Consider the following 26,948-nt stretch of genomic DNA (forward strand, 5'->3'; position numbering starts at 1 on the left):
GCATGGCGTATAATATAACTATACTCCGGAGGTGTCTTTATGCTAAGAATGATTGATATGCCCCAGTTGGATCTTGGCTCTTATAACGGGCTCTACGATATTCTGATCCCTGGAGATAACTTCTGGCGTCAGATGAACGAAACGATTGACTTCTCTTTTGTTGCAAAAGAAGTTCAGAAGAACTACAGCATCTGCCTGGGAAGAACCGCAGCCGATCCGGTACTGCTGTTCAAATATCTGCTTCTTAAGACCGCACGCAAGCTCAGTGATCGTGATCTGATTGAAAGAGTCCGGTATGATATGGAAATGAAATACTTTCTGGGCTATAGGCCTGAGGAAACTGAATTCATTGATCCGAGCCTGCTTACCAAATTCCGCAGAACCAGACTCAAGGATACCGACCTGCTGGATGTGCTGATTGGCAAGACTGTTGAAATCGGGAAGAAGAAAGGAGTCATTCATGATCATGAAAAGATCATCGTCGATTCCACTCATACCAATGCACTCTACCAGCATATTTCTCCGCGTGAGGAACTGATCAGGCGAGCAAAGGAACTGAGAAAGTCTGTATATGCAGCGGATGAAACCATGAAGGACAGAATGCCGAAGAAGCGGGAAAGCAGCGGTCTTCTGGAGGATGAAATCGAATACTGCAAGGAATTGCTGGATCTGATCGCTTCAGATGAACGGCTTCAGAAGATACCGGATATCCAGGAACGTCTCAATTACCTGAAAGAAGGAGTGGAAGACACGAGTGAACAGTTTGAATTCTCCAGAGATCCGGATGCGAAAGTGGGGCACAAAACTGCAGACACTTCCTTCTTCGGGTATAAGACGCATATTGCCATGACCACGGACAGAGTCATTGTGAGTGCGGCAGTGACAACCGGAGAGAAACATGACGGCAAGCAGGCTGCAGATCTGATTGAGAAAGCAGAAGACGCAGGAGTAACCGTGGACGCTCTGATTGGTGATGGTGCATATTCCGAGAAAGACAATATTGAATACACCTCAGAAAAAGGAATCAAGCTGGCATCAAAGCTGAGTGAGAATGTGCTGCATGGAAGCCGGGAGAAAGAGTTTGAGTTCAACAAGGATGCCGGGATGTATGTATGCCCGGCAGGACATATGGCAGTCAGAAAAAGCAAAGGCGGTCAGGAGAAAGCAGCGAATGGTTCTGATACAAAAGTAGTTACCTATTTCTTCGATGTAGAGAAATGCAGAAACTGTCCTTTGCGAAACGGCTGTTACAAGGAAGGCGCGAAGTCAAAAACCTACTCGGTAAAGATCAAATCAGATACGCATATTGCTCAGATGGATTACATGAAGTCAGATGAATTCAGAGAACTATATGCTGAGCGATACAAAATCGAGGCTAAGAATGCGGAACTGAAGCAGACCCTCGATTATGGAAATGCCCATGCGTGCGGAATGAACGGAATGACGATACAGGCAGCAGTATCGATCTTTCTTGTGAACCTGAAGAGGATAAAAACACTTGAAACCAGCGTTAAGGGGGGCACCAGATAAGGAATAATCCTTTATGATCCTCACGATATTCCACTGAAAAGAAGAAAATCCTGGCCAGTATCAGAACCGGTCAGGATTCTTATCCAAAATTCTGTTTACAACCTCTACTTTGTCAGCAGCCTCCCGTCCGGCTTATTTTTTTGAACACGCATGAAACTGGATGTTCTGCCGATCGGTCTGTTCGGCGAAAACAGCTATGTGCTTCAGGATCATGATCATGTGCTTCTGGTGGATCCAGGCCGTTTTCCTGATGAGATTGCAACGCATATTCCGAAGGTAATGCCGGTCGATGCGATCGTGCTGACGCATGGTCATGAAGACCACACCGGAGCTGCTGATGATCTCTCTGAGAAGTATTCATGTCCGATCTATATTCACCCGGATGATCTTCCGTTAGTGACTGCGGATCCGAAAGGACATGCAGCGCCTTACTGCGCAGTCGTTTATTCGGAAAAGAAACTGCTGGAAGAAGGGGAGATGACGATCGGAACGTTTCCGGTGACCATCTATCATACGCCAGGCCATACATCTGGCTCCGTATGCATCCGCTACCGCAATCTGCTGTTTACCGGCGATACGCTGTTTGCCGGTGATATCGGAAGGACAGATCTCTTCTCGGGCAGTGATAATGATATGCTGCAGTCGCTGATCCTTCTCAGAACACTGCCGAATGATCTGAAGGTGCTGCCAGGGCATGGACCGGATTCCACCCTCGGTGCAGAGAAACAGACAAATCCATATCTTCGCTGACACGGTTCCTGAATGGAGCTGTGTCTTTCTTTTTAACTGAAATGTGTTGATTCTGAAGGTGTCCGATTCTCAGATATTGAGGCAGTTACTCTGAGGTAACAGAGTGAAGAAAAAGTACCTTCTTCCTTCTTGTTCGAGAATGAACTAACATAGCGGATAAGAGATAGGGGGAAAGTTATGAAGAAATTAGTATCGTGTCTTTTAGCTTCCATGGTTGCGGTATCTCTGGCAGGGTGTTCTTCGTCGGGTACTGCATCCGCAGCTGCGACTTCTGCTCCATCAGAAAGTGCAGCTGCATCTGCAGCATCTTATAAAGCTGGCACCTATACCGGCAGTGCGGAAGGCCACAACGGTACCGTCAGTGTCGATGTGACATTCACGGATGATGCAATTTCCAGTATTGAGATCAAGGAAAACTCCGAGACTCCGACCCTCAGCGACAAAGCGCTGAAAGATCTGCCGGACGAAATCGTCGCGCAGCAGACTCTGAATGTCGATAATGTCTCCGGTGCGACCTTCACCTCCATGGCTGTCAAGAATGCGGTGGCGGATGCTGTGACGCAGGCCGGAGGAGATGCCGATGCACTGCGGAAAGCTCCGTATGAGAAAGCAGCCGAAGCGACCGATGATATCAGCACGGATGTGCTTGTGATCGGCGGCGGCACGGCTGGGCTCATGGCAGCTTATGAGGCAGGCAAAGCCGGCGTCAGCACCACGCTCATCGAAAAGCTCGATGTGCTCGGCGGCACGCTCAATGAAGCAGCCGGATTGCTGCTGACCGTAGACAGCGAAAAGAATGACAGCTCTCTTGATGATTCGCTGGATCGGGTCCTGGATTTCTATAAGACTGTCAATGCGGATTCTTCCATTCAGCCGGACTATGACTTCACGAAGAATCTGATGTCCCAGACCGGGGCTACCGTGGATGAGCTGATCGATATGGGTCTTGCTCATAATGATCTGGATCTCGGAACTTATGTCGGAACGCAGTTCACGATCGGCTATCAGCTTTCCGCAGATCTGATTGCTGCAATTGAAAAAGAAGGTGTCAAGATTCTGACCGGAACCGCAGCAGATGAACTGGTGACGGACAGCGATGGCGCAGTGACCGGTGCGAAGGTGCACAATGATACGGGCAGCTTCACGATCAGTGCAAAGAAGATCATCGTTGCCTGCGGCGGTGCTTCCTGGAATACTTCGATGGTTCCGGAAAAGAGCACCGGCATCGATGTCCATGAGAAGACGCAGATCGGTTCCACGGGCGACGGCATGAACATGCTGCAGCAGATCGGTGCCCAGATGTCTTCTGAAGATATCTACATCAAGTCTTCGCAGCCGGACTATGCGGATGAGTTCCATAATGACTGGTCCAATACCCCGTCCAACGGCATGGCTCTTCTGATCGATTCCGAAGGAAAGCGGTTTACGAATGAAGCACCTGCAACTGCAACGATTCTGAACAAGAAAATGATCGATCATGCATCCAGCTCCTACTGGTTCCTGATTGATGATGACAACACGATCGGCTACGATGATGACTACTTTGCCAAGGTCAAGGAGTTTGCGGCAGACGATGATGTCAAGGCAGTCGTTCATGCGGATTCTCTGGAAGAACTTGCCGGCAAGCTCGGGGTCGATGCTGGTACGCTGAAGCAGACCGTTGAGGATTACAACAGCGCATGCGCAGCCGGGAAAGATGATGAGTTCGGCAAGGATGCTCAGTATCTGAAAGCTTATCCGGAAGACGGCGGCTTCTATGCAGTCTATCAGCGGATCGGCTCCTGGGGAACGATCGGCGGTGCGATTGTCGATGAGCAGCAGCACGTCCTGGATGCGGACGGAAACGTCATCCCGAATGTGTTTGCAGCAGGAGAGACCGCAACCGCACAGCTGTTCGGCGACTACTACTTCGGCGGCTTCTCGCTGGGTCTTTATACCACAGCCGGAAGAATCGCAGCGGAACAGGCAGTTGCTGAGATTCAGCAGTAATCGATTCTATAAAAGCACAAAGGAAGTTCAGAACAGATCTGCACTTCCTTTTGCTATATCTGGTATGATGCTGTGAGAGCGGTGAGGGGGCCTGATATGAACCAGAATGATGTTGAGCAGATGAATTGTCCTCTGCAGGTGACGCAGGAACTGATCGGCGGAAAATACAAAGTCAGCATCCTGTTCCATCTGATGGAAGGCAGAAAACGATTCAGCCAGCTGAAGAAAGACATTCCGCAGGCTTCCGGAAAGATGCTTTCCCAGCAGCTGAAGGAGATGATTTCCGATGGGCTCATCTCGAAGACTGTCTATCCGACGGTTCCGGTCACGACGGAATATGAGCTGACTCCCTATGGGAAGACCTTATGTCCGATCGTCGTAGCCATGTACCGCTGGGGTGAAGTATTCTTCAATGCGCAGAAGCGCACCTGGACGTGCTCGGATGCCGATGTGGATGCCTGGGCAGAGAAGAATGCGGTTTCCGAAGAAGAAGCAGCTTCCATCATCAGCGCCCAGGCAGAAGCTATGAAGGAAAACCATTGAAATAGCAGAGGAGACTCTTCACGGAGCCTCCTTTTCATTTCGCAGCACTTCATAGTCGTATACCGTCAGATTCTCAGGAGAGAAGCTGATCCTCAGCACCTCCGTATCCGGCGACAGCATCTCTGCTTCCAGAGAGTCTCTGCCCCAGGAGAGACGGAACGTGACTCCTGCGGAGGATTCCGTTTCATCGATCATGCGGTGATTCTTCAGACAGCATTTCACGTAAGCAATCATCGGCGCTTCTTCTGACACAAGCACATTGGCCCGCTCGGCATTGATCATGACTCTCGTCCGGTTCTGCTCATTCTGGATCAGCACGGACATCAGCGAAGTCAGAAACAGGAAGATCACCAGAAAGTAGACCGTGATGAATCCTTTTCTAGACATGACCGATGGTCCTTTCCGTGATCTCTTCCTGTTCCCGTTTCCAGGAAAGGATGACGCATCCATCTGACAGAGAGAATGATACGTCTTCCAGATCTGTGAGCAGGATCATCGTTCCCGGCTTCATGACCAGATTTCCGTTGATCAGGCTGATGGAGCTTACCCGGTCATGATAGTTCAGGAAGAGCGTATCTCCTTCGATGCGGATCTCGTCTGAGACATTCAGAATATGGCGGATCTGAGCAAGGGCAATCTCATCCTGGAAGGTATCCGGGCGCTCTGACGCTCTGACCAGGACTCCGCAGCAGCTGACCAGAACCGGTACGAGCAATGCACAGAGATACAGAGTCAGAAGGGACTGCTCGAGGATGTAGCCTCCGGTTCTATGGTGCAGATCACGCATGGCGGGACTCCTTTCAGAATTTCGTGGCATACTTCTTCGGAATGCATGGATTCCGACCGGATCAGATCATGGTTTACAGCTCCGGCATTCATGCATGCATAGAGCAGGATCGTCAGCAGGGCAGTGACCGCAAGCGAGACGAGCGCATCCGTCAGGAGGAATCCGCTAGTGTTCCAGCAGCCTGCCGGGACCGAGCTCGATGACCAGCTCTTCGCTGCTGTCTTCAAAGGTGATGGCCCTTGCCCGGTTGATGTTGCCCTGGCCGTTGAAACGGATCTCCGGCCGTGTGTTTCCTTGTTCATCGGCATAGGTGACATAGGCTCCTCTCAGAAGTGCTTCGCTCTGACAGCGCAGATACTGATCCGCAAAGGAGAGGCGCTGTTCGCTGTGAAACGCATGCAGCGAACCCGCCATGCGCATCAGAACTGCCATGATCAGAATCGACACTAACAGCTCTGCCAGCGCAAAGCCGCTAGTTGCTGATAGCCCGGCCGTTCTGGATCGAGATCGTCCTGCCGCCATCGCACGTTACCTGATCTTCACTCAATAGATCTGCCGCAATCAGATCATTGACGCTGCCGGGATTTTCTCCCGTTTCGAGACGATACTGCAGAATCGCGCTGTCCACGGTCTTCGTCAGCGCCTGGCAGCCTTTGTCATCAACGACTGTCAGCGTTTTCTGGATGTTGGGAACGGTGAGCAGGAACAGGATGGAGATGATGGTCACGACGATGACCATTTCCAGCAGGGTAAAGCCTTCATGGTTTCTGAGTTTCTTCATATTCTTCCTTTCTGTGATCGTCAGATCTGCGTCAGAATCTGCAGGGGCATCATCAGGATCTGATAGATCAGGATCAGCACGATGCCGATGCAGGCATAGCTCGCCGCCTGGATCGTCCGCGTGATCCGGGCGATTCTGAGCCTTCCTTTTTCTTCGGACATCTCGAGATATCCTTTCAGCATCTCTTCCGCATTTCCGGAATACACGGCAAGTTTCATGAATCTTGCCAAAGCAGGATCCAGGCAGGGGAGATCAACTGCCTGTTCCAGGGGATTTCCTTCCAGCAGTCCTTTCTCGATCTCTTCTGCTAAGAAGCGGATGACTGGCTTATGAGAGATGGTTTCCAGGAGGTGCAGGGATCTTCTCGTCGGAATGTTTCTGGAAAGACACTGATGGAAGAAGCGGATGAAGTCCATGCTCACATACTGGACGAGCAGCGAATCCGGAAGGAGCTTCTGCAGGAGCTGATATCCCTGTTTCTGACGAGCTTCAGGCAGAAACGAGAGGACCATTGCCGCAAGAACTGCAAGGATGATCGCAAGAATCATGCAGGCATTCTTCAGAACCTTCTGAATAAGCACGTACTGTTCCGTATCGCCATGGAAGCTCTTCACCATCGATAAGAGCGGCGGAAAGCAGAATTCGGTGAACAGGAAGATGCCGGCAATGACCGCCACCAGCATCGCGCAGGGATAGAACAGCTTCCTTTGGATCGCTTCTTTCTCTTTCCGGTCTCCTTCGGCAATGGCGATCGAAAGACTGAGGCATTCCCGGAAAGAAAGCGTCTGCAGGAAGCCGCTGAAATAGCCGCGGTAGTCTTTCGGACAGTAGTCCTGGAAGAAGCTGGCTGCTTCTTCGCCATCTTCAAGTCTTTTCCGGATGGCAGCGAATGCTTCGGAACTTTTCCTCGAGGAGAGCAGCTCCATGCTTTCCTGGAGCGTGAAGCCTCTCTCCATGAGTTTCTGAATGCCCTGGCAGTCTTCGCGGTCAATCAAGATCCTGCGACGCTTCTGCCAGGGAAACTGCACCTCGTTCTGCAGCCAGGAGAATCTGTTCCTGGAGGGTGCGGAACGACGGGCTGGTGTGCTGATGAGTGAAATAGTAATCCACCTCCTTCCGGTCCATGAGTTCATAGACGCCGATCTTCTTCCCATGATCTGAAGCATAAAGCCGCTGGCACGAGATGCTGCGGAGCACATCCTGCAGCTGCAGCTTCGCCACGCCGAGATCCAGCAATCGGTCAATCGCGCTGATGCAGGAACCTGCATGCAGGCTGGTGACGACCAGGTGCCCGGTCAGAGCGCATCTCACTGCCATCTGGGCAGCCGGCTCATCGCGGATCTCTCCGATCATGACGATATCGGGATCATGGCGCATCAGCTGACGGATGCCGTCCGCATACGACAGATGTGCCTTGTCATTTACTGACAGCTGCACATATTTCTCCGAGTAGATCTCAACCGGATCTTCGAGGGAGAAGATCTTCTTGCCCGTGACTTCATTGAGAATCGTATACAGCGTCGTCGTCTTGCCGGATCCAGTCGGACCGCTGAATACGAAGAGGCCGCTGCGATGGGTGCAGATGGATCTGAAATAGGCATTCTGCTCCGGATCCGAACTCAGCATGTCCGTGGTGATTGCTCCATGGCTGTTCAGGATGCGGATGACTCCGCACGTCACGTGGTAGCTGCTGACCAGTGCAAATCTCAGAGCAAGCTTCTTTCCGTCTACTTCGGTTTCAAAGCGTCCGGTCTGCGGTATCATCGAATTGCTCAGGTCCAGATTCGCCCGGTACATCAGATAGCGGAAGAATCTTCCATCTTCTTCCGCGCTTCGGACTTTGCGGATCACGCCATCCACTCTCATCTCGATGCGGAGCCGGTCATCTTCCATCAGGTTGAGATGAATGTCAGTCACGTGATGCTTCAGAGCAATGGCCAGGATCCGCTTCAGCTCTTCTTCCATTTCCTGCCTCCTGCTATCCCTGTATCCATGAAGCAGGGCGATTCCCCGGTTTCGTTGACAAACGGGGGTCATCCGATAAAATGAAACTGTTCATTGAGAAAGGAAGCAGCACGAAAATATGATTCAGTCAACAGAAATCAAACCCGGAACCTGCTTTATCTGGGAAGGGGAACTTTATCAGGCAATCACCGTGGACCGCAACAAGACGGCCATGGCCAAGATGAAGGTTGCAGTCAAAGTACGCAGCCCGCGCACCGGCGTCGTCAAGGAACTCGGACTCATCGGTTCCGACCGTGTTGAAGAAGCACACATTGACCGCAGAGAGATGCAGTATCTCTATAATGACGGAACGTCTCTTGTATTCATGGATACGGAGAACTATGAACAGATCGAAATTCCGGAAGAGCGCCTGCACTGGGAGAAGCAGTTTCTGAAGGAGTCCCAGATGGTCAACATCCAGGTCTATGACGGAGAGATCCTCGGCGTCGACCTGCCGGATAAGGTCGAACTGCTCGTGACAGATTGCGAAGAAGCAGTCAAGGGCAACACCGCTACGTCCGCATCGAAGAATGCAACGCTGGAGACCGGACTTGAGATCAAGGTTCCGCTCTTTGTCACCAAGGGTGATACGGTGATCGTCTCCACGGCAGACGGAAAATATTCCGGGCGCGCCTGATCACACTTCTTGCATTATTCAGAGGATTGCATAATATTGTAATTGATAAAACTCAGGGCAGGGTGAAATTCCTGACCGGCGGTAAACCCCGCGAAACTGCATGGCAGTCAGAGCTGGTGAAATTCCAGCGGCGACAGTAAAGTCTGGATGGAAGAGTCGTTATCACATTCCATATTCTTTCCATATCCCGGAGGTTTATCTTTGATGGCCTCCGGTTTTATTGTCCGGGGGCAGGAGGAGGATAAAACCATCATGTCAGCTTCAGCAACCACTGCTTCAAAGAAACTTCTCACGACCCGGAACATCACGCGCATTGCCATCCTCTCCGCGATTGCGTATGTGCTGATGCTCATCGAATTCCCGCTGCCGATTGCACCGAGCTTCTACAAGCTGGACTTCTCGGAAGTGGCAGTCCTGATCGGCGGCTTCACGATGGGACCTGCGGCAGCTGTCGCCATCGAGGCAATCAAGGTTCTGCTGAACCTGCTGTTCAGCGGAACGGTCACGATGGGCATCGGCGAGCTTGCCAACTTCCTGATCGGATGCGCACTCTGCGTACCGGCATCGATTCTGTATGCACGTCATAAGAGCCGCACGACTGCAATGAAGGGAATGGCACTTGGCACGGTATGCATGATCATCGCCGGCGTCCTGCTCAACTGGCTCGTGCTGATTCCTGCGTTTGTCCGCTTTGCCGGCTATCCGCTGGATGCGATCATCGGCATGGGCAGTGCGATCAACGGAAGGATCACGGATGTGCTGAGTCTCTGCATCATCTGCGTGATTCCGTTCAACCTGATCAAGGGTGTGCTGACCTCGGTCATCACCTCATTGCTGTACAAGCACGTTTCGCCGCTGCTTCATCGTTAAGAAAAAGCTTCTGATCATGAGGGTCTGCTGCTTGCCGTGAAATGCCTGCAACAGGCCTTTTTTCGATGGTATAATGGGGACTGTCTGAACGAGGAACAATTATGGCAAAGTATTCACGCACCCAGAAATATGAAGAACTCCGCAGCCGTCTGCAGAGCGATGCAGAGACGAGTGTCAGCACGCGCGATCTCAGCAGCTATGAGAAGCGTCTGAACCGGATCGACTCGAGCAATTTCAATGCGCCCGAAGAACCGGCATCACCGGCTGCAGATCATGATCCGATCCATGCCAGAAGAAGGCAGGAACCGGTTTCCCAGCCTGCGGCCAAGCCTGCAGAAACTCCGGCAGAGCCTTCTTTTCTCAACAGCAACGAGAATTACACGCATGCGTTCAATAACGAATATCTGAATGAATATATCCGTGAAGCCAAGCAGTACAACGTGGACCAGGGCAATGCCTACAGCCAGAACACGGATCTCAACATCCTGAAGTCTCTGAATATGAACCGGAATCAGGCTCCGTCGAAGCCTTATCCGTCTGAACCTGCGCAGCAGCCGTTTGATGCGGCCGCCGTATCGAAGGCAGCTGCAGCTTCCCAGCCGGTGAAGAAGCAGGAGACTTCGGATATTCCGTTCCAGAAGAAGGATGACAGCGACTTCGAGGACTATCTTTCCGATGATGCCAATCCGCCGCTGAGCGATACCCGCACGATGACGAGAGAGGATATTGCGGCAGAGGTTCAGAACCTGATCCGCAATGCCCAGAAGAATCAGCAGCCTTCTTCCCCAGCTCCATCAGCTGTGCGGAACAATGATCGTTATGACAATACGAGAGATCATCTGGAAGCAGACCGCACTGCCCGTCAGCAGCTGCTGAATGAGACGACGCAGATGCGGGCTCAGCTGGATGATTATGAAGACAATCTCACGGAAGTCAGCGACAAGATGAAGCATACCAACCGGGTGCTGAATATCGTTCTGATTGTTCTGATCGTCGCACTGGTTGTGGTATTAGGCGTCGTGATCTACTGGGTTCTGATGTCGAGGGGAATCATCTGATGAAGAAGATCAACATTGCGATTGACGGACCGAGTGCGGCCGGCAAGAGCTCCATCGCCAAGATCCTGGCCGGAAAGCTGGGCTATGTGCATCTCGATACCGGAGCGATGTACCGCTGCACGGCATATAAGGCACTGCAGCAGGGCATTGACCTTTCGGATGAAGCAGCGCTCGTGAACATGCTGAAGGAAACCGAGATCGAGCTGACTCCCGCCGGAACAGTGATTCTTGACGGAACGGATGTCAGCCATGCGATCCGGGCGGATGAGGTATCGATGACTGCTTCGAAGGTGGCTTCGCTGAGCGGAGTGCGGAAAGAACTCGTTGCCCGTCAGCAGAAGATGGCAGAAGCAGGCGGCTTCATCATGGATGGCCGCGATATCGGCACCGTGGTCCTGCCGCAGGCAGAGGTCAAAGTATTCATGACGGCAAGCCCGCATGCCCGCGCATTGCGCCGGCTGCGTCAGAATCAGGAAGAAGCGATTTCCGAATCTGATCTGGCAACCGTGGAGAAGGAAATCGAGGAAAGGGATTATCAGGATACGCACCGGAAGTCTTCGCCGCTGAAGAAGGCGGATGATGCGATTGTGCTGGATACTTCAGATCTCTCGATTCAGGAAACCGCAGATGCGATCCTGAAGATGGCAGAACCTTTCCTGAAGGAGGAACACGCATGAAACATACAGGAGTCATTGCAATCGTCGGCCGGCCGAATGTGGGGAAGTCGACGATTTTTAACCGTCTGGCCGGATCGAGAATCTCGATTGTCGAAGATACGCCAGGCGTGACCAGAGACCGTATCTATGCAAAAGGCGAATGGCTCGGAAGAGAGTTCCGGGTGATTGATACCGGCGGCATCCAGCTGGAAGATCAGCCGTATCAGGAAGAAATCCGGGCTCAGGTGTCCATAGCCATCGAAGAAGCAGATGTGATCGTCATGGTATGCTCCGGCAAGACGGGTCTGACCGATGATGACAAATATATTGCCGGTCTGCTGCAGCGCAGCCATAAGCCGGTTGTCCTGGCCGTCAACAAAGTGGATGACAATTCCCGCATTGCGAGCATCTATGAATTCTATGCGCTCGGACTCGGAGATCCGATTGCGGTTTCCGGTGTCCATGGCATCGGCATCGGCGATCTGCTGGACGCATGCATGAAGGAGATTCCGGAGAAGGAAGAGGAAGAAACCCAGGAAGGCATCCGGATCGCCGTGATCGGTGAACCGAATGTCGGCAAATCTTCTCTGGTCAATGCGATTCTGAATGAAGACCGGGCCATCGTCGCCGATGAGCAGGGCACGACCAGAGATGCAGTCGATACGCCGTTCCGCTATGACGGAAAGCCGTTCGTGATTGTCGATACGGCGGGCATCCGCAAGCGCGGCAAAGTCTATGAGTCCATCGAGAAGTATGCAGTGCTGAGAGCGATGGAAGCGATTGAGCGCTGCGATGTGGCATTGTTCGTGCTGGATGGGGAACTCGGCATCCGCGAGCAGGACAAACATGTAGCAGGCTATGCAAGCGAAGCAGGCAAGCCGGTCATCATCGTCGTGAACAAATGGGATGCAGTCACGAAAGATGAACATACGATGGCGACCTTCACGGAGGAAGTCCGCAAGCAGTTCGTCTATCTCTCGTATGCACCGATCGTATTTGTCTCTGCTCTGACGCATCAGCGGGTGAATTCGATCCTGCCGATGGTGGAGAAGGTATATGAGAACAGCACCCGCCGCATCGCGACGAATGTGCTGAATGAAGTGATTGCGGATACCCAGGTGACCACTCCGGCACCGGCCCGCAATGGCAAGCGGTTCCGCATCTACTATGCGACCCAGGTCAGCGCGCAGCCTCCGACTTTCGTGTTCTCGTGCAATGATCCGAAGCTGCTGCATTTCACGTATCAGCGCTTTCTCGAGAATCAGCTGCGGGCTGCGTTTGATTTTGAAGGAACCCCGATCCGCATCATTGCGAGAAAGAAGGTGTCCGAATGAAGTGCGCTGTGCTCGGAACCGGCAGCTGGGGAACTGCCCTTGCCCAGGTGCTTGCGGATAATGGCCATGACGTCGTGCTCTGGGGCATCAATCCGAATGAAGTGCATGACATCAATGAGAACCACCATAACTCGAAGTTCTTCGAGTGCCGGATCAGCGAGAAGCTGAAGGCATCCCTGGATCTTTCCGTGATTCATGATGCTGAGCTGATTCTGCTGGCAGTTCCTTCCATCGCAATTGAGGAAACGCTGCAGAAAGCCGTGGCAGTGCTGGATCATCCGGTGCTGATCATCAATGTGGCAAAAGGCTTCCATCCGGTCAGCCATAAGCGGCTGAGCGTCGTCATTGAAGAAAACGTTCCGGCTGCAGATCGCCGAGCAGTGGTCTCTCTGATCGGACCGAGCCATGCCGAAGAAGTCATCCTGAGGATGTTAACGGCAATCAATGCGGTCAGCGAAGATGAAGCCGCTGCCGAGCAGGTCCAGGAGCTCTTCTCCAATCACTATTTCCGGGTATACCGGAATACCGATGTCATCGGAGCAGAGATCGGAGTAGCCGTCAAGAATATCATGGCAATCGCTGCCGGCATTCTCGAAGGCATCGGCCAGGGCGATAATGCAAGAGCAGCTCTGATGACCAGAGGACTTGCTGAGATGTCCCGGTTCGGCATTGCGCTCGGCGGAAAGAAAGATACGTATCTCGGTCTGGATGGCGTGGGAGACCTGATCGTCACCTGCACGTCCCGCCATTCCCGCAACTTCATGGCCGGCTATGCAATCGGAAAAGCAGGCGACGCCAAGTCGTTCCTCGAGACGAATACGAAGACGGTTGAAGGAATCTCTGCCTGCCGCATCGTGCATGAAGAGGCAGAAAAGAGAGGCATCTCGATGCCGATCACGGACCAGGTATACCAGGTCCTGTTTGCCGGCAAGAGGCCATCCGATGCGATTGATGATCTGATGAGAAGAGATCTCAAGAGCGAAGAAGCATGAATTGAAACACCCGCAGGATGTGCAGAGAATTCTGCATAAGCTGCGGGTGTCTTTTAATAATTGTGTTCAGGCTTTCTGGAAGTACTGCAGGCATACGCATCCTAAGCCTGCCTGGGCACTGACGACATTGCAGACCTGCGTGATCTGGATGTCTGCGGTCGGGAAGGCTTCGGAAATCTGGTGATAGAAAAGTTCGGCATCTGCGATGGCATTGGTGTGTGCAATCGTGATGGACCATGTTTCATCGATCGGCTTTTCCTTCATATGCTCGATGACGCGCTTCATGGCTTTGCGGAAGGAGATGACTTTGTCATACGTATCGATGCGGCCGCCGGTTTCCTTGTTCAGATGCAGGATCGGCGTGATGCGCAATAGATTTGCCAGGCGGGCGGCGCTGTTCGTGAGCCGGCCGCTTCTTGCCAAGTGCTTGAGATCCTGCGGGATCACGATCGTCTCGCAGCTGTCGATGACCCGCTCTGTGAGCAGTCTGACATCCATGTCGGAAGCACCATGGTCATAGGCATTCTTGATCGCATGAACAAGATAGTCTTCGATGACGTTGGCACTGTAGGTGTCGACGACGATGATCGGCAGATCCATGCTGCGGGCCATGGCACTCATGGTTGAGCCGGTGCCAGAAAGGCCGTTGCAGATCGGAABGGCAATGACGAGATCGGTTCCCTGTTCTTTCAGAGAGGTGAAGCATTCTTCGATCAGACCCGGGGAAGGCTGGGAGGTCGAGAGGACTTTCTTCTGTTCCAGCAGTTTTACGACATCATTCTTGTTCAGAGTTTCCATGTCCTGATAGGTGAGAGTGCCGTCGGTGATCTGCAGAGGAACACTGATAATTCCATCTTTCGCAAATTCTGCGATGGATTTTCCGCTGCCACTGTCTGTGATATATGCGATCTTCATGAGCATAACCTCTTTCTGAAATACTAACCGTCTGCGAGTAAAATGTAAATCCATTTGCAAAATGGTAGAATGAGCTTGATGACGGTACACCTGTTTACAAGAAGCTGCTGCACGCTGCTCGAAAGCACGCTGCGGGTTTCCGAAATTCCGGCATTAGCGAAGGCAGAGGGCTATCAGTATGCTGCGCTGACTGACCATAATGTCCTGTTCGGATTCCCGGCTTTTTCTGCGGCCTGCGCGAAAGAAGGCATCCGGCCGATCTATGGTCTGGAGGCCGATACGGACTATCATGGCATGACGGTTCCGTTTCTCCTGCTGGCGGAAGATCGGATCGGCATTCATCATCTGATGGAATGCTCCAGCCAGCTCATGGAAACCGGAAAGCCCATTTCCATTGCAGATCTGAATCGCTATGCAGAACATAATATCCTGATCGCCTATGGCGAGGGCGGGGCTGCGGATTCTGAGCTCATAGCCGGAAACCGGGAAGGGACTCTGGAAATCCTGAAGCAGATGAAAGCAGAGCTGCCGGAGTTTGATGTGGCGATTTCCTATCAGGAATCTTCGCTCTGGAAGATCAAGAATGAACTGCTGCGGGAACTCTGCAGAAGTCTCTCGATCCGCACCGTTGCGATGAACAAGATTTTCTATGCCGGAGAATCCGATGCCCAGCTGTGCCGGATTCTGAAAGGAATCAAGGAGAACCGGACGATCCAGGATCGCTCGTTTCCGATGATTACCGGACGTTCCTATCTTTCCAGAGCACAGATGGAGGAACGGTATCCGCTAGAGGAACTGGAACGCACCGATGAACTTGCGTCCAGATGCCATGCCGATCTGGAACTGGAGAAGACGAGTCTTCCGCAGTTTCCGGTGCCGGAAGGTGTCACGAGCGGTCAGTATCTGACCCAGCTCTGTCTGGCAGGACTGAAGAAACGGCTGAACGGCGCAGAGAATAAGGTCTATTATGACCGGCTGCGCTATGAGCTCGATGTGATTCTGAAGATGCATTTCGAAGATTATTTTCTGATTGTCTGGGACTTTATCCGGGATGCCCGGAAAGAAGGCATCTTCGTCGGTCCGGGCAGAGGCAGTGCCTGCGGCTCTTTAGTTGCGTACAGCCTCGGCATCACGATGATTGATCCGATCCGCTGGAACCTGCTGTTTGAACGATTCCTGAATCCGGACCGGGTATCCATGCCGGATATCGACACGGATATCCAGGATAACCGGAGACAGGATGTCATTGATTATGTCCGGAAGAAATACGGGGATGACCATATTGCCAACATCGTGACGTTCGGAACCCTCGGGGCGAAGCAGGTGATCCGGGATGTCGGCAAAGTGCTTGCCATGAATCAGCGGGATATCGATCTCGTCAGCCGCCTGATTCCCAATCGTCCCGGCATCACGCTGAAGCAGGCGCTGACCGAAAATAACCGCCTGCGGGAAATCGTAAAGGCCGAAGAAAAATACCAGAACCTGTTTTGCATCGCTGCAAAGCTGGAGGGACTGCCTCGCCATACGAGCATCCATGCGGCCGGCATCATCATGTCTTCGCTGCCGCTGAATGAAGTGATTCCGACGATGAAAGTCGACAGCGATATGAAGACGAGCCAGTATGACAAGGACTATCTGGAAGCCCGCGGCCTGATCAAGATGGACTTTCTCGGAAACCGGAATCTCACGACGATTCAGCAGATCGTGAAGAAGGTCCGGGAAGAAGATCCGTCGTTCAGCCTGAATGAGATTCCGCTGGATGATGACCGGGCTTATCAGGTATTCCGCAATGCGGATACGCTCGGGGTTTTCCAGGTCGAATCGGAAGGTATGAAAGCATTGCTGAGAAAGATCCGGCCGGTGCGCTTTGAAGACATCACCGCTTCGCTTGCACTGTTCCGTCCGGCTTCCAAGGACAGCATTCCGATGTATGTCGAGAACCGGAGGAATCCGGAGAATATCCATTATCCTGCTTTGGAACTCGAGCCGATTCTGAAAGAGACGTATGGCGTCATGATCTATCAGGAACAGGCGATGCTGACGGCTGAAGTCTATGCCGGCTTCTCTCTGGCAAGGGCAGACGTGCTGCGCAAGGCGATGTCCAAGAAGAAAGAATCCGAACTGGCTGCGCTGAAGCAGGAATTTATCCGCGGGGCAAAGAAGAAAGGACACACCGAGCAGGAAGCCGAATCGCTCTTTGCCTTGATTCAGAAGTTCGGCGGCTACGGCTTCAATAAATCGCATGCGGTCGCATATGCTCTGATTGCCTATCAGGAAGCCTGGCTCAAGGCAGAATATCCGCTGCATTTCTACTGCGCATTGTTTGATTCTGTGATCGGCGATTCGGACAAGACAGCCCGCTACGCGGATGAATGCAGAAGAAGAAATATTCAGGTCGAAGCACCGAATGTGATGTACAGCAATGAAACCTGCCGGGAGCTTCCGGGAAGACTGCTGTTTCCGCTTTCCATCATCAAGGGCATCGGCAGAAATACTGCCCGCCTGATCAGAGAAGAGCGGGAAAAGGGGCAGTTCGAGGACTTCTTCGACTTCATCGCAAGAATTTCTCTGCTCCGCATCGACCGCGGTTCCATGGAGACGATGATCGATGCCGGGGCACTTGACTGTTTCGGATTGAGCCGGACGACCATGCGCACTGCTCTGGATGATGCGCTGAATTATGCTGAACTCGTGCAGGTGCAGAAAAACGGACAGATGGTTCTGAACATGTCGTTAGTCTCGAAGCCTGTTCCGGTACGCAGAAAAGATGTTCCGGAAGAGATCAGGGAACGGGAGATCAGCGCCCTGGGCTTTTCGCTTGGTCCGCATCCGATTGTCAATGTCCGGAAGCAGGCAGGAATTACACTGCCTTCGATCATCTCCGTCCGCGGCACGCCAGGCGAGTTTGATACCTTCGTGCAGGTAGCCGGAGTCCGCCCTTACCGGACCAGACGCGGAGACATGATGGCATTCCTGAAGGTGAGCGATGAAACCGGAGAGATGGATATGGCAGTCATGCCGCGCCTGTATTCCAAGGTGCAGAATCAGCTCGCGAAGGGTGCGTACATTCTGATTCATGGTAAAATAGCACAAGATGATTCCTGCATTGCAGAACGCATCTCCTTTCTGCAGCAGAAATCTTCCGGAGGATCTCTGAACTATGGCAAAACTACTGATCGTTGATGATGAGAAGAATATCCGGGAAGTCATCCGGGAATATGCATTGCTGAATGGATACGAGGCAGACGAAGCCGAAGACGGGATGCAGGCAATCGACATGATCCGCGAAAAGGATTATGACTGCGTGATACTGGATATCATGATGCCGAAACTTGACGGATTCAGCGCCTGCAAGCAGATCAAGAAGATCCGGAATATTCCGGTCATCATGCTGAGTGCGAGACAGGAAGAATATGACAAGCTGTTCGGGTTTGAACTGGGCGTGGATGATTATGTCGTGAAACCCTTTTCGCCTAAGGAGCTTATGGCCAGAGTCAAAGTCGTGCTTGACCGCTCCCGCAAGAATGAGACAGAAGTGCTGCGGCTCGACAACGGCGGCCTCGTGATTGATGTGGGCGGAAGAAGCGTGACGGTCGATGGGCAGAAAGCGAACCTGACGCCGAAGGAGATTGATCTTCTGCTGTATATGGTGAGCCATAAGAACATGGCCATCAGCCGCAATCAGCTGCTGGAAGAAGTATGGAACTATGATTATTTCGGGGATGACCGGACAGTGGATACGCATATCAAGATGCTGCGCCACAACCTTGGTCCCTATCGCGATCATATTGTCACAGTGAGAGGTATGGGATACAAATTTGAAGCTTGACAGACACGGAATCACATTCAATATCTGGATGTCATTCGTCTTATTCGCAGTGATCGTCATGGGGCTGCTCGGCACGCTTCAGGTTCTTCTGATCAAGCCGTACTACCGCAACAACAAGGCGGCGACCGTCCGAGAGATCAGCACGCAGATCGCAGATTACATCGTGAATCAGAACGGCAGTTCTTCGGCCGTTTCCAGAGCATTCCAGGTCACGGTGGACAACAATGTGTGCGTAGCGATCTACAATGAAGAAGGAAGGATGATCTATGACGCTGACAGCCTGGGTTCAGGCTGTGTTTTTCATGCGTCCAGCTCCAGCAGCACGTCTGCCAGCATCAATTTCCGCGATGGCAATGCCCTGAAGAATCTGGTCAATGAGAATAACGGAGAAGTCTCGCTGAATCTCACGAACAACCGGACAAGCCAGGAAATGGTCGTCTACGGAAAGAAGATCAGCTCCAATCTTCTGAACCTGTATCTGTTCGTCAATTCTCCGCTGGAGCCGGTAGACTCCATCGTGAACTTCTTCAGCCAGCAGTATCTGCTGTATACGTTCTTCGTGATCATCGTCGCTTCGATCATCTCGATCTTCATCTCCAGCCGCCTGACCAAGCCGATCGTGAACATCCGCAAATCCGCCGACCGTCTGGCCAAAGCAGACTACAGCGTCAAGTTCAACGGCGGCCGCTTCACGGAGACGAAAGATCTTGCCGAAACCCTGAATGGCGCTACCGAGAAACTCTCGAAGATCGATGAGCTCCGCAAGGACCTGATTGCCAACGTTTCGCATGATATCAAGACGCCGCTCACCAGCATCCGTGCTTATGCCGAGATGGTCCGCGATGTATCCGGCGACAACCCGGCTAAGCGCACGGAGCATCTCGATGTCATCATCGAGGAAGCAGATTATCTGAACAAGCTGGTGGTCGATATGAGTGAGCTGTCGAAGATGCAGTCCGGCAACTATGTTCTGAAGCAGTCGAATTTCGATCTGTCCCAGGTGATTCTCAATGTCGTCAAGCTCAATCAGGTCATGATTGAAGAAGGCAAGCTGAATGTCGTCACCGATATTCCCGAGAGCCTGATCGTATACGGCGATGAGATCAAGATCACGCAGGTCATCCATAACTTCCTGTCCAATGCGATCAAGCATAGTTCGGAGGGAAAGACCATCACGATCAAGGCATGGCGTCTCTCGGATGAAGAAACTGCCAGGGTCGAAGTCATCGATGAAGGCGAAGGCATCTCGAAAGAAGAGCTTCCGTATATCTGGGACCGCTACCAGAAGAGCAGCCGTTCCTTCAGCCGCTCGATGACCAGCACTGGTCTCGGACTGGCAATTGTCAAGGCAATCCTCGATACGCATCATGCCCGCTATGGCGTGGTATCAGAAGTCGGAAAAGGCTCGATGTTCTGGTTCGAACTGCCTCAGCCGCATGAGCCGGAAGACCTGGAGGAGCCAGCCCATGAAGCCTGACTACCTGCCAGGAACTCCCTATTCGCTGATTCAGCCTGAAGGCATGTATCACATGAACAGCGATACGGAACTGCTCGGCCGCTTTCTGAAGATCCGCCATAAAGACACGGTCCTCGATATCGGCACGCATACCGGCGCATTGCTGATGTATGCCGGCATGCATGAGCCCTCAGCTCTTTATGGCATCGATCTTTTTCCGGAAGTCCTCGAAGCTGCTTCAGAGAATCTGAAGCATGCCGGCATGCATGCAGAGCTGAGCGCCGTGCGAGTTCAGGACTATCAGCATGATCCGTTTGATGTCGTGATTTCCAATCCGCCATATTTCCGGACCGCAGATCCGGATCTGAAGAATGAGGATCCGATCCGCTCTGCCGCCAGACACGAATCCTTTCTTCCGCTGGAAGATCTGTTTCTCCATGCATCAAGGCTGACCAGAGACCATGGCACATTCTTTCTCGTCCATCGCTCCGAGCGCCTGCCCGAACTGTTCCGGCTTGCGGAAGGAAATCATTTCCATCCTTCCAGGATGCGGATTGCCTATGATCATGCCGGCGGCAGGGCAAGAACGGTTCTGCTGGAATTCCGCAAGGGAACTGCTCCGCAGCTCTCCATTGAATCACCCGCATGGCTGGATGACAGAACAAGCTTCTGAAAATAAAAAAAAATCCGTATTTGCAGCAGGGTGGTGCCAATAGGCTTAATCAGCGGACTTTTTTGACATCGCATCTCTGAATTTCACCACATGTGGAGACATTATTGCCCGTCTGATGAAAAGGTCGACCTTCTCATATCGATTACTAGGCTCTGACAGAACAAACCAGATCAGATTCATCCAGTCCTGAAGATTGTCCCTGTCATAACCGCCATGTGCACGCATATATTGCTTTGCCAGTGAATGCAGATTGTTAATCGGATCAAGAGGATTGTCTTTGTCCGATAATCCTTTGGTCTCACTCGTAGTATGCACTTCTTCTGTCAGATGGAGTCGTTCGACAAGTATTCCCTGCGAATTATCTCCATCATGAATCAGTTTTGATCCACGCTTGATATGTTTTCCGAGAGCTTCCCATGTTGTCTTTCTGGATGGCTTTGAGGTTCCCTCTACGGCCAGATACATATGCCCATGATCATCATAAGCAGCTGCGACACAGATTTTGTTACGAGAAATGCCTCTTAGCTTCTTCCCATCCACGATTTCTGTTTCGTGCTTGATTACCGGAAAGAACATCTCGTCAAAGTAGATGTTTCCTTCCAGCATTACCTCAGACTGTATTCCTTCAAGTACAGCAAATACCTTGATTAACCAGTATCTGCCTGTGCTCTCTGCATTTCTGTTATCGCGTGCTGCAGTTCTGATGGAATGGAATTCAAACAGATAAAGAAGATATTCAATCCACTCTGAAATCGGAATCTTCCGATCCTGAAAGATTGTCCCTGTAAGAACACTGAACTTATGGCCGCAGCTTATACAGCGATAGCACTTTGTTCCGTCTTTATAGAAGCCGTACCTGATAAAATGCTCGGATCCGCAGATCAGGCAATGACTGACTGGAAGAGAGTTCAGAAACTGAACTTCAGATCTTCGGACAGGAGGATGCTTTGCATCATACCATTCATGCACGGTATCTGAAATCAGCTTCTGGGATTTCGAAATATCCGGGTCTTTATCCCATGAAAGCGTACGCAGGGAATGACCCCACGCATCCTTATCATCATGATTCATTTGTTGGCGGTTTGGAGCTTCCAGGAGCCGAATGACGAAACCGCCAAGTCAGCGCCAATCGGTTCCTGGAAACTTCCTGATGTCGCTTTCTCGGACATAGGAATTATAGTCTATTTCCAGAAGACTGACGGGAATTTACCACCCTGGTGCAAATGACGATTTTATAAAAAAATGCAGCTTTCGCTGCATCGTGTCATTCTCAGAAAACTCAGAGCGGGATGACATCCTTCGGATCAACATCTGGCATCACGCCGCCTGTGACCTTGTCGAATTCTTCCTTCGTGATATCCTTCTGATCCCAGCGGCCGAGGGTTTCATTCTCGACGTCGACCCATTTGCCGTCAATGAACTCCTGAACACGTACACCGTTGTCAATCAGCTGAATGTGCTTCTTGTCTGCGTCCCAGGCAAAATAGAACGGCTGTTCATCTTCTGCGAGGTTGATGCCATACTTGGATTTCATCATAGTTCTGCTCTCCTTCTTCTGTTCTTTCAGGCACTTCCCGGTACCTTTTACAATTCCTTACTTTACTCTCTGAAGTAACGGAGGGAAATATACAGATTCCGTGAAATGACAAGCATATCTGCGTGTTTTCAGGAATAACCTGGATCCTTGGTGTTTCTTGACAACTGCATGACCCGCTAATAAGATATTGATAAGATTTCAGAACGCCTACGCTCTGCGCGGAAGGGATTCTGATCTTCTGCGGTTGATTCAGCAGTATGATTCAGAGAAGGAGGAGATCATATGAAGCACATTGTGACATTAGATACCCGCGACATGAAGAACAGCGCTGAAAAGGGCGGATGCGGCGAATGCCAGACTTCCTGCCAGAGTGCCTGCAAGACAAGCTGCGGCATTGCTAACCAGAGCTGTGAAAACAAGCAGGCTTAATCAGGATATTCTGAAACAGAACCAGCAGGCGACCGGAACACTGAACAGCGTTCCGGTTCTTTGCTGATAGGGAGGGAAACATGATCCACCAGTATAAAATGAATGGCTACAACATCGTCCTGGATACCTACAGTGCAAGCGTCCATGTGACCGATGATGCAACCTATGATGCTATCGCCATGCTTGATCAGGGAAAGAACCAGGCAGACGCAGCGAAGATCATTCAGGAGAAATATCATCTCAGCGATGCAGATGCCGATGAAATCTTTTCCGATATTGACAGCCTGATCAAGGCGGGCAAGCTCTTCACGGAAGACTCGTTCAGCAGTCTCGCGCCGGCTCTCAAGAATCGCAGCGACGTGATCAAAGCCATGTGCCTGCTCGTTGCCCATACGTGCAATCTGAACTGTTCCTACTGCTTTGCTTCCCAGGGAAAATTCCATGGCAAATCCGGACTGATGGACTTCGAGACCGGAAAACGTGCACTCGACTTCCTCGTTGAACATTCCGGTACAAGAAGAAATCTGGAAGTGGACTTCTTCGGCGGCGAACCTCTCGTCAACTTCGATGTCTGCAGACAGCTGGTAGCTTATGCCCGCAGCATCGAGAAGGAAAAGAACAAGAACTTTCGCTTCACGCTGACAACCAACGGCGTCAATCTGAACGATGAAGTCATCGAATGGGCTAACAAGGAATGCTATAACGTCGTGCTTTCGCTTGATGGACGCAAGGAAGTCAATGACCGCTTCCGCGTCGATGCAAGCGGAAAGGGAAGCTATGACCGGATTGTCCCGAACTTCCAGAAATTCGTGAAAGCCCGCGGAGATCAGAATTACTATATGCGCGGCACGTTCACGCACTACAATACGGACTTCACGAAAGATATCTTCCATATGGCAGATGATCTCGGCTTCGATGAGCTTTCGATGGAACCGGTTGTCACCGATCCGTCCAGCCCCTCAGCTTTGACCGAAGAAGATCTCCCGGTCCTGTTTGATCAGTATGAGATCCTTGCCAAGGATATGATCCGCAGGGAGAAGGAAGGACACCCGATCGTGTTCTATCACTACATGATCAACCTCGAGCACGGACCATGCATCTACAAGCGCATCTCCGGATGCGGTTCCGGAACGGAATATGTCGCCGTCACTGCCTGGGGCGATCTTTATCCATGCCATCAGTTCGTCGGCGATGAGGCATACCGCCTCGGCGATATCTATCATGGCATCACGAATCAGGCTCTGCGCGAGGAATTCCGCCAGTGCAATGTCTATGCCCGTCCCGACTGTGCGAACTGCTGGGCGAAGCTGTACTGCTCCGGCGGCTGCGCTGCCAATGCCTATCATGCGACCGGCGACATTCATGGTACCTATGATTACGGATGCAGAATCTTCCGCAAGCGGATTGAGTGCGCGATCATGATCAAGGTTGCAGAAGCTATGGATCCGCAGATCAGATCAGCAAAGAAGAAAGCAGAAACCTCCTCATGCAGCGAAGACTGCGAAGAGAACTGCGAACCTTCCGCAAGATGCTGAAAGCATTATCCGATTTCAGAAGAAAACATGCCTTCATCGGCATGTTTTTATGAACCCCGGTTCCGATTCGCTGGACCTGATTTCATATCTTTCTTCGGCTTTTTCTTCAAGCATGCTTAGCTGATCTTCAGAAATGATTTCACCGGGCACGATCAGCGGAATTCCGGGCGGATAGAGAAAGAGATACTCCCCAGCTGTTCTGCCCTTTGATTCCTGCAGAGGAATGGTGTCATGTTCTGCTTCAATCGCATCATGAATGCTCATGCGTGCTTCCGGAAGGGTGATCGGCAGGGGATCGAACCTTCTCGGGTCTTCCATCTTTCCATCGGCTTCGTTCAGAGCCTCTGCAAGAATTCTGAGATCTTCCGGGTCATCAGCAGCGCTGGTCATGGCCAGCACATGATGACCTTCTGCCATTTCCAGGGTGCAGTGATAAGCATCGTGGAGATATGTCAGAAATTCTGCGCCGCTAACCGGTGTCTGGATCAGAATCTTGCCGGGATCATAGGCAAAGATGCCAAGCTGATCTTGGATAGCAGGATGCTGGAGAATCCGGATGTGCTTCAGGGAAGACGTCAGGTCTTCAAAGAGATGAATATTCTGGAGCCAGGTTTTCGCATATTCCTTCTTCTCAGCAGCCCACATCGCAGTGCATCCGTCGAGACTCATCATCAGCGGATAGGAAGGAGAAGAAGTCTCGAAGATGCCGAGCTGCTTCTCGATCTCTTCTGCTTTTACGAGGGCTCCGTCCAGGTGCATCCAGGCGCTCTGCGTCGCACTGAAGAGCGTCTTATGCGGACTCTGCACGACGACATCTGCACCCGCCTTCACTGCTCCCTGCGGAAATCCCTTCAGGAACAGATGGGCTCCATGGGCTTCATCGACAAACAGGGGAATGCGATGGCTGTGCGCAATCTCTGCAATGGCATGGATATCGCTGAGCACGCCTTCATAAGTCGGACTGGTCAGAATGACCGCCTCCGATTCCGGATAAGTCTCCAGGGCCTTCTTCACGTCAGAAGGAGAAACCGAGCCATAGATCTCATACTCCGGAAGATAGGCAGGCATGATCCAGTGAACCTTCAGATTTCTTAACTGCATGGCATGATAGACCGATCGATGGCAGTTGCGGGCAGCGATCACTTCGCCGCCTTCTTTGGTCATCGCAAAGATACCGGCCAGGTTGCCGCACGTGCTGCCGTTGACGAGATACCAGGTATGCTCAGAATCATACAGATCAGCAGTCCGGGACATGGCGTCTTTCAGAATTCCGGAAGCGTGGTGCAGATCATCCGTTCCCGGAACTTCCGTGAAGTCCAGCGAAAAATCAATCGCATGCGTGGAAGAAACCTGCCGCTTATGGCCTGGCATATGGAAAGGGATCTGACCGCTTTCTGAATATTTCTGCAGCTGGAATTCCAGATATCCGCTGGGATAGTTCGTGATCTTCTTCATACAGGGAGTATTATAAAGGATAAACAGAGGCAGAAGATGGAATCCTGCAGAAGGGCGCATTCTATCCTGCTTTCATTGACTTTTTCATTGACCGGGAGAACTGAACCTGCTAATATACTGCTGTTATCAGTCCTCTTGCCGGAGGTCTGTAACCGCTCAGAACAGGGTCAAGCACGGAAACGTCCCCTCCATGGCGCGTCTTAAGATAATGACAGGAGGTGTATTGAATGTACGCAATTATCGAAACAGGCGGTAAGCAGGTAAAGGTAGAAAAGGATCAGGTCATCTATGTTGAGAAGCTCGATGCAGAGCCGGGATCCGAAGTTGTCTTCGACAAGGTCTGCCTCATCAGCGATGCAGCAACCAAGATCGGCACTCCGTATGTAGAGGGTGCAAAGGTTACGGCAAAGGTAGAAAAGCAGGGCAAGGAAAAGAAGATCCGCATCTTCAAGTACAAGGCTAAGAAGGGTTCTACCCGCGCTCGTCAGGGTCACCGTCAGCCGTATACCAAGCTGACCATCGAAGCAATCGAGGGCTGAGATGATCCGCATCCGCGCTTCTCTGCATGGATCTGAGATTCTATCTCTCTCAGTGACCGGACATTCCGGATCGGCTGAGAAAGGAGAAGATCTGGTGTGTGCAGCAGTCAGCGCAGTCTCTTTCGGGCTTCTGAATGCACTGGATCTCTTAGGCTCCGATGCAGATCTGAAGCTGGAAGACAATCTGATTGAAATCCGCACGGTGACACCGGATCAGACGACAGAAACGATTCTGAAGACCGGTCTCATCCAGCTGCAGACAATCGAAGAAACAAATCAGAAGTACGTCAGAATTGAAAAAACGGAGGTGTAATTCCATGAAGTTCACACTTGATATTCAGTTCTTTGCATCGAAGAAAGGTGTTTCTTCCACAAAGAACGGCCGTGATTCTGCAGGCCGCAGACTCGGTGCAAAGGTTGCAGATGGACAGTACTGCTCTGCAGGTTCCATCATCTACCGCCAGAGAGGCACGAAGATCTACCCGGGCAAGAACGTAGGCAGAGGCGGCGACGATACGCTGTTCGCTACGGCTTCCGGTGTCGTGAAGTACGAGCGTCTCGGCAAAGACAAGAAGCAGGTCTCGGTTTATCCGCAGGCATGAGCTTGGCGTCTGAAGCAATCATGGAAGAGAGCAGCGATGCTCTCTTT

Annotated in this window: 30 protein-coding genes and 1 riboswitch; of the genes, 19 read left to right on the forward strand and 11 right to left on the reverse strand. The window is 51.7% G+C overall.

The window, feature by feature from the left end; all coding sequences use genetic code 11:
- The first annotated feature begins 48 nt into the window (after positions 1-48).
- The 4 genes from FYJ51_RS00635 to FYJ51_RS00650 all read left to right on the forward strand — a co-directional run bounded on the left by FYJ51_RS00635 (position 49) and on the right by FYJ51_RS00650 (position 4,812).
- On the forward strand, positions 49-1,530 hold the full coding sequence (locus FYJ51_RS00635) for an IS1182 family transposase (RefSeq protein ID WP_154502342.1): 1,482 nt from the start codon (positions 49-51) through the stop codon (positions 1,528-1,530).
- Between the two features lie 150 nt (positions 1,531-1,680).
- Positions 1,681-2,280 (forward strand): MBL fold metallo-hydrolase, encoded by a 600-nt coding sequence (locus FYJ51_RS00640; protein WP_154502124.1) that lies wholly within the window; start codon positions 1,681-1,683, stop codon positions 2,278-2,280.
- Between the two features lie 177 nt (positions 2,281-2,457).
- Positions 2,458-4,269, forward strand: coding sequence for an FAD-dependent oxidoreductase (locus FYJ51_RS00645; protein WP_105303685.1), 1,812 nt, complete (start codon positions 2,458-2,460; stop codon positions 4,267-4,269).
- Positions 4,270-4,365: 96 nt separating this feature from the next.
- Positions 4,366-4,812 (forward strand): winged helix-turn-helix transcriptional regulator, encoded by a 447-nt coding sequence (locus FYJ51_RS00650; protein ID WP_154502127.1) that lies wholly within the window; start codon positions 4,366-4,368, stop codon positions 4,810-4,812.
- Between the two features lie 18 nt (positions 4,813-4,830).
- On the opposite strand, the gene FYJ51_RS00655 is transcribed toward FYJ51_RS00650, so the two are convergent.
- The 7 genes from FYJ51_RS00655 to FYJ51_RS00680 are packed head-to-tail and all read right to left on the reverse strand — an operon-like array spanning position 4,831 to position 8,345.
- A complete protein-coding gene (locus tag FYJ51_RS00655; protein WP_105303687.1) occupies positions 4,831-5,199 on the reverse strand; it encodes a hypothetical protein in 369 nt (122 codons plus the stop codon).
- Positions 5,192-5,599, reverse strand: coding sequence for a ComGF family competence protein (locus FYJ51_RS00660; RefSeq protein WP_105303688.1), 408 nt, complete (start codon positions 5,597-5,599; stop codon positions 5,192-5,194). Before FYJ51_RS00660 ends, FYJ51_RS00655 begins: the two co-directional genes overlap by 8 nt.
- Positions 5,545-5,826, reverse strand: coding sequence for a hypothetical protein (locus FYJ51_RS13420; protein ID WP_205946083.1), 282 nt, complete (start codon positions 5,824-5,826; stop codon positions 5,545-5,547). The genes FYJ51_RS00660 and FYJ51_RS13420 overlap by 55 nt, the downstream gene beginning before the upstream one ends.
- Positions 5,765-6,121: a pilus assembly FimT family protein gene (locus FYJ51_RS00665; RefSeq protein ID WP_205946084.1), complete on the reverse strand. Its 357-nt coding sequence runs from the start codon at positions 6,119-6,121 to the stop codon at positions 5,765-5,767. The genes FYJ51_RS13420 and FYJ51_RS00665 overlap by 62 nt, the downstream gene beginning before the upstream one ends.
- Entirely contained in the window at positions 6,072-6,380 is a 309-nt protein-coding gene (gene comGC / locus FYJ51_RS00670; protein WP_105303690.1) for a competence type IV pilus major pilin ComGC, read from the reverse strand. Before comGC ends, FYJ51_RS00665 begins: the two co-directional genes overlap by 50 nt.
- Positions 6,381-6,400: 20 nt before the next feature.
- On the reverse strand, positions 6,401-7,375 hold the full coding sequence (locus tag FYJ51_RS00675) for a type II secretion system F family protein (protein WP_205946085.1): 975 nt from the start codon (positions 7,373-7,375) through the stop codon (positions 6,401-6,403).
- A complete protein-coding gene (locus tag FYJ51_RS00680) occupies positions 7,368-8,345 on the reverse strand; it encodes an ATPase, T2SS/T4P/T4SS family (RefSeq protein ID WP_205946086.1) in 978 nt (325 codons plus the stop codon). Before FYJ51_RS00680 ends, FYJ51_RS00675 begins: the two co-directional genes overlap by 8 nt.
- A gap of 118 nt (positions 8,346-8,463) precedes the next feature.
- Between FYJ51_RS00680 and efp the strand changes: the two genes are divergently transcribed.
- The 6 genes from efp (at position 8,464) to FYJ51_RS00710 (ending at position 13,931) form a co-directional block, all read left to right on the forward strand.
- Positions 8,464-9,021, forward strand: coding sequence for an elongation factor P (gene efp / locus FYJ51_RS00685; protein WP_105303693.1), 558 nt, complete (start codon positions 8,464-8,466; stop codon positions 9,019-9,021).
- A gap of 44 nt (positions 9,022-9,065) precedes the next feature.
- Positions 9,066-9,184: riboswitch (FMN riboswitch) on the forward strand.
- Between the two features lie 89 nt (positions 9,185-9,273).
- Positions 9,274-9,891, forward strand: coding sequence for an ECF transporter S component (locus FYJ51_RS00690; protein WP_154502139.1), 618 nt, complete (start codon positions 9,274-9,276; stop codon positions 9,889-9,891).
- 101 nt (positions 9,892-9,992) lie between these two features.
- Entirely contained in the window at positions 9,993-10,949 is a 957-nt protein-coding gene (locus tag FYJ51_RS00695; RefSeq protein WP_154502142.1) for a hypothetical protein, read from the forward strand.
- Positions 10,949-11,626 (forward strand): (d)CMP kinase, encoded by a 678-nt coding sequence (cmk, locus tag FYJ51_RS00700; protein ID WP_154502145.1) that lies wholly within the window; start codon positions 10,949-10,951, stop codon positions 11,624-11,626. The genes FYJ51_RS00695 and cmk overlap by 1 nt, the downstream gene beginning before the upstream one ends.
- Positions 11,623-12,939 carry a ribosome biogenesis GTPase Der gene (gene der / locus FYJ51_RS00705; RefSeq protein WP_154502147.1) on the forward strand — a complete coding sequence of 439 codons (1,317 nt, stop codon included), beginning with the start codon at positions 11,623-11,625 and terminating at the stop codon, positions 12,937-12,939. Before cmk ends, der begins: the two co-directional genes overlap by 4 nt.
- Positions 12,936-13,931 carry an NAD(P)H-dependent glycerol-3-phosphate dehydrogenase gene (locus FYJ51_RS00710; protein WP_154502150.1) on the forward strand — a complete coding sequence of 332 codons (996 nt, stop codon included), beginning with the start codon at positions 12,936-12,938 and terminating at the stop codon, positions 13,929-13,931. Before der ends, FYJ51_RS00710 begins: the two co-directional genes overlap by 4 nt.
- Positions 13,932-13,997: 66 nt before the next feature.
- Here the strand turns inward: FYJ51_RS00710 and FYJ51_RS00715 are convergent, their stop codons facing one another.
- Positions 13,998-14,846, reverse strand: coding sequence for a DegV family protein (locus FYJ51_RS00715; protein WP_205946087.1), 849 nt, complete (start codon positions 14,844-14,846; stop codon positions 13,998-14,000).
- A gap of 78 nt (positions 14,847-14,924) precedes the next feature.
- Between FYJ51_RS00715 and FYJ51_RS00720 the strand changes: the two genes are divergently transcribed.
- Genes FYJ51_RS00720 through FYJ51_RS00735 form a run of 4 tightly spaced genes read left to right on the forward strand, consistent with a single transcriptional unit; the run spans position 14,925 to position 20,804 of the window.
- Positions 14,925-18,029 (forward strand): DNA polymerase III subunit alpha, encoded by a 3,105-nt coding sequence (locus FYJ51_RS00720; protein ID WP_154502156.1) that lies wholly within the window; start codon positions 14,925-14,927, stop codon positions 18,027-18,029.
- Positions 18,007-18,675, forward strand: a complete 669-nt coding sequence (locus tag FYJ51_RS00725) for a response regulator transcription factor (RefSeq protein WP_105303699.1) — start codon at positions 18,007-18,009, stop codon at positions 18,673-18,675. Before FYJ51_RS00720 ends, FYJ51_RS00725 begins: the two co-directional genes overlap by 23 nt.
- Entirely contained in the window at positions 18,665-20,152 is a 1,488-nt protein-coding gene (locus FYJ51_RS00730; protein WP_154502159.1) for a sensor histidine kinase, read from the forward strand. The genes FYJ51_RS00725 and FYJ51_RS00730 overlap by 11 nt, the downstream gene beginning before the upstream one ends.
- On the forward strand, positions 20,142-20,804 hold the full coding sequence (locus FYJ51_RS00735; protein ID WP_205946088.1) for a tRNA1(Val) (adenine(37)-N6)-methyltransferase: 663 nt from the start codon (positions 20,142-20,144) through the stop codon (positions 20,802-20,804). The genes FYJ51_RS00730 and FYJ51_RS00735 overlap by 11 nt, the downstream gene beginning before the upstream one ends.
- A 45-nt stretch (positions 20,805-20,849) precedes the next feature.
- On the opposite strand, the gene FYJ51_RS00740 is transcribed toward FYJ51_RS00735, so the two are convergent.
- A complete protein-coding gene (locus FYJ51_RS00740) occupies positions 20,850-21,875 on the reverse strand; it encodes an IS1/IS1595 family N-terminal zinc-binding domain-containing protein (RefSeq protein WP_154502165.1) in 1,026 nt (341 codons plus the stop codon).
- Positions 21,876-22,083: 208 nt separating this feature from the next.
- Positions 22,084-22,341, reverse strand: coding sequence for a hypothetical protein (locus FYJ51_RS00745; protein WP_105303702.1), 258 nt, complete (start codon positions 22,339-22,341; stop codon positions 22,084-22,086).
- A 282-nt stretch (positions 22,342-22,623) separates the two neighbouring features.
- Here FYJ51_RS00745 and scfA point away from each other — a divergent pair, with 282 nt between their 5' ends.
- Positions 22,624-22,770, forward strand: a complete 147-nt coding sequence (gene scfA, locus FYJ51_RS00750; RefSeq protein WP_105303703.1) for a six-cysteine ranthipeptide SCIFF — start codon at positions 22,624-22,626, stop codon at positions 22,768-22,770.
- A gap of 80 nt (positions 22,771-22,850) precedes the next feature.
- The gene (gene scfB / locus FYJ51_RS00755) at positions 22,851-24,305 is read left to right on the forward strand and encodes a thioether cross-link-forming SCIFF peptide maturase (protein ID WP_105303704.1); all 1,455 of its coding nucleotides are present in this window, start codon (positions 22,851-22,853) and stop codon (positions 24,303-24,305) included.
- A 33-nt stretch (positions 24,306-24,338) separates the two neighbouring features.
- Here the strand turns inward: scfB and FYJ51_RS00760 are convergent, their stop codons facing one another.
- The gene (locus FYJ51_RS00760; RefSeq protein WP_205946089.1) at positions 24,339-25,760 is read right to left on the reverse strand and encodes an aminotransferase class I/II-fold pyridoxal phosphate-dependent enzyme; all 1,422 of its coding nucleotides are present in this window, start codon (positions 25,758-25,760) and stop codon (positions 24,339-24,341) included.
- A gap of 227 nt (positions 25,761-25,987) precedes the next feature.
- Between FYJ51_RS00760 and rplU the strand changes: the two genes are divergently transcribed.
- The 3 genes from rplU to rpmA are packed head-to-tail and all read left to right on the forward strand — an operon-like array spanning position 25,988 to position 26,901.
- Positions 25,988-26,299: a 50S ribosomal protein L21 gene (gene rplU / locus FYJ51_RS00765; protein ID WP_105303706.1), complete on the forward strand. Its 312-nt coding sequence runs from the start codon at positions 25,988-25,990 to the stop codon at positions 26,297-26,299.
- Between the two features lies 1 nt (position 26,300).
- The gene (locus FYJ51_RS00770; protein WP_154502171.1) at positions 26,301-26,612 is read left to right on the forward strand and encodes a ribosomal-processing cysteine protease Prp; all 312 of its coding nucleotides are present in this window, start codon (positions 26,301-26,303) and stop codon (positions 26,610-26,612) included.
- A 4-nt stretch (positions 26,613-26,616) separates the two neighbouring features.
- Positions 26,617-26,901, forward strand: a complete 285-nt coding sequence (rpmA, locus tag FYJ51_RS00775) for a 50S ribosomal protein L27 (protein ID WP_105303708.1) — start codon at positions 26,617-26,619, stop codon at positions 26,899-26,901.
- The last annotated feature ends 47 nt before the right edge of the window (positions 26,902-26,948 follow it).

It is taken from the genome of Stecheria intestinalis (assembly GCF_009696165.1).
GTDB lineage: Bacteria > Bacillota_I > Bacilli_A > Erysipelotrichales > Erysipelotrichaceae > Bulleidia > Bulleidia intestinalis.